The following is a 7484-nucleotide window of genomic DNA, read 5'->3' on the forward strand; positions in this document are numbered from 1 at the left end:
CTTGTACAGTTGGTTTTTTTAAAAGTGTATCATTCCCTTTCTAGACTGAACCTCTCATATAGGGACCCATTATAGAAACAGAATATTGAAAGGAGATAGAATATCCCTTGTTTCGAAACTTAACCAAGCGTCATTGGACACTAATCTTTTTAACGATTTTCATCTTGCTGGTCATCTTGTTTATACTCCCAATTTCAATCCCTCTGATCATCGCATTGATTACTGCCATGATTATGAACCCGATTATAAGACTATTGCAGCAAAGGCTGAGAATCAGCAGAAAGACATCCGTTATTTTTGTATTTCTTTTCTTTCTAATTGCTGTTGGTGTTTTAGGTACATTTATTGTGATAAAATCAGCCACACAGCTAGTCAATTTTGTTGAAGCTGTCCCAAGTTATATCAATATACTTAATGACCTGTACATACAAGGCGAAAGAGAGCTTCAGCAATATACGAGTGATCTTCCAAAAGAGTTTGTAGACCAGATTTCAACAAGTATCGAAAGCAGTATTGCCTCATTAAGTACGACAATCCGAGAAATCATTACGATTGATAATATTGCCCAGATCTTTGCTAAAATTCCGGATTTCTTAATCAGCTTTATTGTATATCTTATTGCTCTATTCCTGTTTATGCTGGAGTTGCCAATATTAAAGTCTAACTTATATAGCTTGCTCAGAAAGGAAACGGCTGAAAAGGTGTCCTTTATGAATACCAGATTATCCAGTGTATTGTTCGGATTCTTTAAGGCACAATTTTTAGTAAGTCTGATTATACTTGCGGTCTCGCTCATAGGATTGTACATAATAGTACCCGAAGTTGCGCTGATAATGGCACTGATTATCTGGCTGATCGATTTAATACCGATTATCGGTTCTATTATCATACTCGGTCCATGGGCACTTGTCTTGCTTTTAACAGGAGATGTAGCAACAGGCGTTCAGCTGGCTGTATTGGCAGTGATCCTTTTGGCCATAAGAAGAACGGTCGAACCTAAAGTGATGGGACAGCATATTGGCCTCTCACCGCTCGCCACACTCATATCAATGTTTATCGGACTAAAGCTTTTTGGTATTCTTGGTTTTATTATTGGGCCATTAATTGTGATTGCCTTTACTTCAGCAAGAGAAGCGGGAATCATAAAATGGAATATCAAAATATAAAAGGATGGGAGCATCTAAATTGCTCCCATCCTTTTATTTAGCTCACTGCATCAGAAACCGAGTATTGCCTTCAGCATGCTTGTTGTCTCTCCGCCGTGATAGATAATATAAAGCAGACAATATACCATAACACCAGTTATAGCGGTAAAAAACCAGATTATACTGGTGATTGGTCCTATCTTTCTATGTTTGGCGATCTTTCTCTTAAACGCCAATGTAATGGTTACGATTCCGAATACCGCTCCGCTTGTTGCCAAAATGATATGGAATATCAGAAACAGGGTATAGTAAATTTTTATATCATCAGGTCCGCCGAAACTCGTATTTCCTACAAAAATGGTTCGGGATGAATAAATGATAAAAAATAAAAGCGCACTGACAGCAGCAGATAGCATCGTCTTTTTATGTGCTTTTTTCTTTCCCTTACTGATCAGCACCCAACCTATTGCAACGAGAACGGCACTTAAAACAATGAAAAACGTACTAAGCGTCGGTAAAAAAGGCATAATTCACACGTGTCCTTTCAGGGAGATTAAGTATAACCTCATTAGAATATAATTTAGACCTTAATGGTTATTCTACAGTTGTAGGAACCGGATCAATTTTTTGACTTTCCTTGGAAAACCATTTAAAGAAAATCGAACCTAAGATTATTCCATAAGTGATTTCCTGCATGATTTTCATAATAATTCCACCTAATTGCTGATCCTCTACAGTATCCATGGAAATGAACATCTCCGGTCCGGATAATGCTGTCGTTAAACCCTGCAGTACACCACCAGGAACACATAAGCTTAAAGCCTGTATCCAGGAACCCTCCTGAGAATAAGCTGCATACAGTGGATCTGATGCAAAAATAATCAAGACACAAGCTGGTGTAATCAGAACACTATTTGAAAAGATATAGGCAATCTTCAACAGTGGCTGCAGCTTGTCCAATTCTTTAAGTGGTGCTATCAACGGAAACCAAACAATGAACGCTGCAGCAAACAGAATCAGGGAAATTGATGTGTGCGCAAACTGTGACGATTTGGCAAAATTGAATATTGCCGGAATATGGTAAACGGAAAACAATGCATTAAACAACAGTAATGAGATAAGCGGTTTTGTCAACAATCTTAACAACGGCTTGATTACAGGCAGATTAAGCACCTTTCTCCAAATCCATGCCGGAATTCCCTTGAGCATCAGTATAGGTACGACAAGTAGATAAATTGCCATTTGAATCATATGTGCAGTTAAGGTGATATGTGTAAGCAGGTCAATCGGTGACCCTTTCACAATATACAATAGAACGAGTGCGATATAAAAAAGGGACTGCTGTTTAGCACTAGGCCTTTCATCTCCACCTAATTTATGGCGATATGGTCCCGTAATCACAAAATATAATAAAGCCAGACCTATGATAAAGAGAAAGTAATACGGACTCCATAATGCCCGGAAACCAAAAATCTGCAATTCTAACCACATAATTTATCACTCCAAATAGCGGATTATCTTCACATTATACCTTAAAATCAATTCATTTTCTGTTGTTAATGTGACGATTTTATTAAAAAAGGACCGGGAAGCGATATCCCGATCCTTTTTGTATGTCACAGAACTTCGGTGATCTAGTCTGTCCTGCGCCGTAGTAACTTACCACCAAGTGATTCCAACGAATGTAGCAATTACCAGGAAGGCTACGAAGATTCCGCCATACATTAATGCTGATGGAACCTCATGTCCTTTATCTTTCATATGCATGAAGTAATAGAACTGAAAACCTACCTGCACAAGTGCCAAAATAAGAATCAATGGGATAACAAAGGTAGAGCTTACTCCCATAAGAACTGCGAAAAATGCGATCAATGTGAAGAAAATCATTAAAGCAAATGTTACAATCTGCTTTCGCATTTCTTCTCTGTTCTCTTCTTTACGGAACGAATTAATTTTGTTGGTATTTGTATTCTCCGTCATAAATTAACTCACCATCCCCATCAAGTAAACAACTGTAAAGATAAATACCCAAACGACGTCAATAAAGTGCCAATATAATCCAAATGTATTATATTTTGGTGCATTGTAAAGACTTAGACCGCGTTTAGCATTACGTACCATTATAGTGATCAACCAGCTGAGACCAAAAACTACGTGTCCCCCATGGAATCCGACCAATGCATAGAAAGCTGATCCAAATGCAGAAGAACGGAATGTGAATCCATATTCATGGATATAATGAGCGAACTCATAAATTTCACAACCAAGGAACGCAATACCTAGAAGTGCTGTAAGACCAAACCAAAATTGCATTTTCCTGAAATCATTATTCTTCATATGATAGATCGCATATACACTAGTCAATGAACTAGTAAGCAGCAGGATGGTCATCAGGAATACAAGTTCCAAACCGAACAGGTCCTGTGAAGTTGGGCCACCCGCAGTTGAATTTCTCAATGCCAGATAAGTACCGAATAAGCAAGCGAAAAGGACAGTTTCGCCCCCTAGGAAGAACCACAAACCTAGAAACTTATGCTTTCCTTCCATTGTTGCCTTTGACGGATCCTGTGGCATCGTTTTTGGGTTCAAGGAATGATCGTGACTCATATCAGTCAGCCTCCCTTTCTAGTTCTTCTTTTGTTATATGATACCCGTGATCATCCTTCAATGATCTGGTTAACATAGAAACTAAAGCAATTGCCATACCGAGATATACTGCAATTAACCATGTTTTATGATCCACATGGTAGATGAAACCAAGGGATGCAATAAAGAAGCCAATTGTCATGATTACAGGAAGAATGGAACCATTAGGCATATGAATTTCATCCACAGGCTCTGCAGGAGTCATTTTTCCTTTACCTTCCGTTTTTTCAATCCATAATGGATCAAGTCCACGAACTAAAGGTAATTGTTTAAAATTGTAATGTACAGGCGGCGATGATGTTGCCCATTCCAATGTACGTGCATCCCAAGGGTCAGCAGGTGCTTTTTCTCCCTTGATAGAAGTATGAACAACGTTAATTAAGAATATGATAACACCGACAGTCATAAAGAATGCACCGATTGTACTAATCAAGTTCCCGGTATCCAATCCTTGATCTTCCAGGAATACCCAGTAACGACGCGGCATTCCCATTAAACCTAGGAAGTGCTGGATAAAGAATGTTAAATGGAAACCGATAAAGAATGTCCAGAAAGATAGTTTCCCCATTCCTTCATGAAGCATTCTTCCGAACATCTTCGGCCACCAATAATGCATGGCTGCAAGCAGTGCAAATACTACCCCGCCCACAATAACGTAGTGGAAATGGGCAACTACGAAATAACTGTCATGGTACTGATAATCCGCTACAGATGATGCAAGCATAACACCAGTCATTCCACCAATAGTGAAAGAAGGAATAAATGCAAGCGTCCAGAGCATAGCTGAATTGATTGTAATGCTGCCTCCCCATAATGTTAGCAGCCAGTTAAATATCTTGATACCTGTTGGAACTGCGATAGCCATTGTAGCTACTGCGAAAATCGAGTTCGCTACAGGACCCAGACCTACTGTAAACATATGGTGAGCCCATACCATGAAACCAAGGAAAGCAATCAGGAATGTTGCAAATACCATTGCCGTATAACCAAATAATCGTTTTCTGGCAAAGGTTGGTATAATTTCACTGAACACACCGAATGCCGGCAGAATCAAGATGTATACCTCCGGGTGACCGAATATCCAGAATAAATGCTGCCAGATAACGGTATTCCCTCCGAGAGCAACATCAAAAAATGCAGATCCGAACATACGATCAAACATCATTAAGAACAATCCAACTGTTAAGGCTGGAAAAGCAAATAATACTAAAATACTTGTTACAAATGTAGTCCAAGTAAATAGTGGCATACGCATATAAGTCATACCAGGCGCACGCATCGTTACGATTGTAACAAGGAAGTTAATTCCGCTCATCAGCGTCCCTGCACCAGATAATTGCAGACCCATAACATAGAAATCAATCCCATGTCCGGGTGATTGCAAGGAAAGCGGCGCATAGTTGGTCCAGCCCGCATCTGGAGCTCCACCGAGGAACCAGCTAAGATTAAGCATGATACCACCAGAGAAGAATAACCAGAACCCAAGTGAGTTCAAAAATGGAAATGCCACATCACGTGCACCAATCTGCAGTGGCATAATGTAGTTCATAAGACCAAACAATAACGGTGTTGCTGCAAAGAATATCATTGTAGTTCCATGCATTGTAATCATTTCATTGTACAAACCTGCAGTGATAAAATCATTTTCAGGTTTGATTAACTGAATTCGAATAATAAGAGCTTCCAGTCCGCCAAGCAGGAAAAACAATGACCCGCCGATCAGGTATAAAATACCGACCTTTTTATGGTCTACGGTTGTCAAGTAATCCCACAGCACTGCGCTGAAGCTTCTCTTTTGAGCAGCTGCAATACTCAAAGCTTAAACCTCCCTTTCATGTCTTCCATCCCATGTCTATAATTTAATTCCCAGCGCTCTCAGGTGTAATTTCAGAGGGCTTTAATTGCATTAAATATTCAGCAATACTATTAGCTTCTTCTTCAGAAATGCTAGGATAAGCACCTGTCATTTTGTTGCCAGGCTTGATTGATTCAGGATCCATGATCCAACTTACAATATTTTCTTTCGTTGGTTCAAGAATACCCGCTACTGTAGAACGGTCACCAAAATTCGTCAGGTTCGGTCCGGTTGCTGCAGGTGAAGAACCGATAGCATGACATGCCACACAACTGTTTTCCTGGAATAATTCTTGACCATCCTGTGCTACTGCATCTTCAGGAACAGCTTCTGGGTCGACAGCTTGCATGTCAGAAACCCATTGGTCGTATTCTTCAGGACTTACAGCAACAACTTTAAAGTCCATCAATGAATGTGATGGTCCGCAAAGCTCGGCACATTTACCCCAATATACGCCCTCTTCATTGGCCTCAATATACATAGTGTTTATATTTTCAGGGTTAACATCCATCTTACCAGCAATTGAAGGTATCCAGAACGAGTGAATAACATCGGAAGATTGCATGTTTAAGTATACCCTTTCACCGGTCGGAATGTATAAATCCTGACTTGTTACAATTTCTTCACCGGCATAGTTAAAATGCCACCAGTACTGATTACCAGTAACTTCGATATTAATCTGTTCACTTGCATTGGACTCATCAGCTAAATCAAATGTGGCAAGCACAGTAGGAACTGCAATGATCAACACTAGAATAATCGGAATGACAGTCCACACTGTTTCCAATTTGTGATTACCTTCAACCTGTTTCGGTATAAAATCTTCTTGTCCTTTTTTCTTGCGAAAACGGACTAAAGCAATCACATAAACAAGCATTACTACGATAAAGACTCCAATCATAATCAAAATGGTAAGTATGATTAGATCCATTGATTTCTCAGCACCGTACCCTTTAGGTTCAAGTGCAGTCAGATTTTCTTTACCACAGCCAGCCAAAAACAGAGCCAGCATTGTGAAAAGGAATAATGCTTTAGATTTTCCCATCCAACCTTTCATGTATTAATACCTCTCTTTCTTCATGTTGTTTCCTTATATATGTTTTTATTAAGGACAAACGGTTAGTTAAACATTGGCAATGTCACGATAATCATTAGTGGAAATAATAGGATCAGATAATTTAATGAGTAAATGAATATCATATTTGCCCATTTTATATCATTCTTCATAAAGAAGCCTTTAAAACCAATCACCAGCCATACGATATTCAGCAGTGTCGCTATCACTGCAAAAGTAATTCCCAGTGATGGGGCCAGAAGAATTGGCAAAGGAAGCAAACAGGCAATATAAACGACGATTTGTCGTTTCGTAATTTCAAACCCGTATACGACCGGAAGCATTGGAATACCAGCTTCACGGTAATCCTCCGTCTTTTTCATGGCTAGAGCCAAGAAATGCGGTGTCTGCCATACAAACATGATTAGGAACATTACTACCGGCACCACATGCACCACGGTTGGACTAATGGCTGCCCAGCCAATCAATGGTGGCATTGCGCCCGAGAAACTGCCAATTGCAGTATTTAATGTATATCGTCTTTTAGACCACATTGTATATAATACTACATAAATGAACCAGCCAAGAAATGCAAACAGTGTAGCTTGTACTGTAGTAAACAGCAATAGACCTAGCCCAACAGCAGTTGTGCCCAGCCCAAGCAAAAGTACCATTCTGAGAGAAAAGTATCCAGTTACAGTCGGACGTTTTTTGTTCGGGACATTTTAGGATCTATATCAACGTCATACCAATTGTTAATGATACAACCTCCGGCAATAACCAA

7 protein-coding genes and 1 pseudogene are annotated in these 7484 nt (G+C 39.5%); 1 reads left to right on the top strand and 7 read right to left on the bottom strand.

Annotation, left to right across the window (positions count from 1 at the left end; genetic code table 11):
* Positions 1 to 107: 107 nt before the first annotated feature.
* Complete coding sequence (ytvI, locus tag OMHG_RS06925) at positions 108 to 1166, top strand: sporulation integral membrane protein YtvI (RefSeq protein WP_010649523.1); 1059 nt, start codon at positions 108 to 110, stop codon at positions 1164 to 1166.
* A gap of 50 nt (positions 1167 to 1216) precedes the next feature.
* Here ytvI and OMHG_RS06930 read toward each other — a convergent pair whose 3' ends face one another.
* The 7 genes and pseudogenes from OMHG_RS06930 to cyoE form a co-directional block, all read right to left on the bottom strand.
* Positions 1217 to 1672: a DUF420 domain-containing protein gene (locus OMHG_RS06930; RefSeq protein ID WP_010649524.1), complete on the bottom strand. Its 456-nt coding sequence runs from the start codon at positions 1670 to 1672 to the stop codon at positions 1217 to 1219.
* A 67-nt stretch (positions 1673 to 1739) separates the two neighbouring features.
* Positions 1740 to 2636, bottom strand: a complete 897-nt coding sequence (gene ctaG, locus OMHG_RS06935) for a cytochrome c oxidase assembly factor CtaG (RefSeq protein WP_010649526.1) — start codon at positions 2634 to 2636, stop codon at positions 1740 to 1742.
* Positions 2637 to 2804: 168 nt separating this feature from the next.
* Positions 2805 to 3125, bottom strand: coding sequence for a cytochrome c oxidase subunit IVB (gene ctaF, locus OMHG_RS06940; RefSeq protein ID WP_010649527.1), 321 nt, complete (start codon positions 3123 to 3125; stop codon positions 2805 to 2807).
* Between the two features lie 3 nt (positions 3126 to 3128).
* Positions 3129 to 3752, bottom strand: a complete 624-nt coding sequence (locus OMHG_RS06945; protein ID WP_010649529.1) for a cytochrome (ubi)quinol oxidase subunit III — start codon at positions 3750 to 3752, stop codon at positions 3129 to 3131.
* Between the two features lies 1 nt (position 3753).
* Positions 3754 to 5607, bottom strand: a complete 1854-nt coding sequence (ctaD, locus tag OMHG_RS06950; RefSeq protein WP_010649532.1) for a cytochrome c oxidase subunit I — start codon at positions 5605 to 5607, stop codon at positions 3754 to 3756.
* A 43-nt stretch (positions 5608 to 5650) separates the two neighbouring features.
* Positions 5651 to 6703 (bottom strand): cytochrome c oxidase subunit II, encoded by a 1053-nt coding sequence (gene coxB / locus OMHG_RS06955; protein ID WP_010649533.1) that lies wholly within the window; start codon positions 6701 to 6703, stop codon positions 5651 to 5653.
* A 62-nt stretch (positions 6704 to 6765) separates the two neighbouring features.
* Positions 6766 to 7484, bottom strand: a pseudogene (gene cyoE / locus OMHG_RS06960) (heme o synthase); the annotation flags it as partial.

Source organism: Oceanobacillus massiliensis str. N'diop (assembly GCF_000285495.1).
In the GTDB taxonomy this organism is placed as follows: Bacteria; Bacillota; Bacilli; order Bacillales; family Amphibacillaceae; genus Oceanobacillus; species Oceanobacillus massiliensis.

Excerpts from the sequence above, each read along its gene's own strand:
- ctaF (WP_010649527.1), bottom strand. The coding sequence starts at position 3,125 with ATGACGGAGAATACAAATACCAACAAAATTAATTCGTTCCGTAAAGAA.
- OMHG_RS06930 (WP_010649524.1), bottom strand. The coding sequence starts at position 1,672 with ATGCCTTTTTTACCGACGCTTAGTACGTTTTTCATTGTTTTAAGTGCC.
- OMHG_RS06945 (WP_010649529.1), bottom strand. The coding sequence starts at position 3,752 with ATGAGTCACGATCATTCCTTGAACCCAAAAACGATGCCACAGGATCCG.
- coxB (WP_010649533.1), bottom strand. The coding sequence starts at position 6,703 with ATGAAAGGTTGGATGGGAAAATCTAAAGCATTATTCCTTTTCACAATG.
- ctaG (WP_010649526.1), bottom strand. The coding sequence starts at position 2,636 with ATGTGGTTAGAATTGCAGATTTTTGGTTTCCGGGCATTATGGAGTCCG.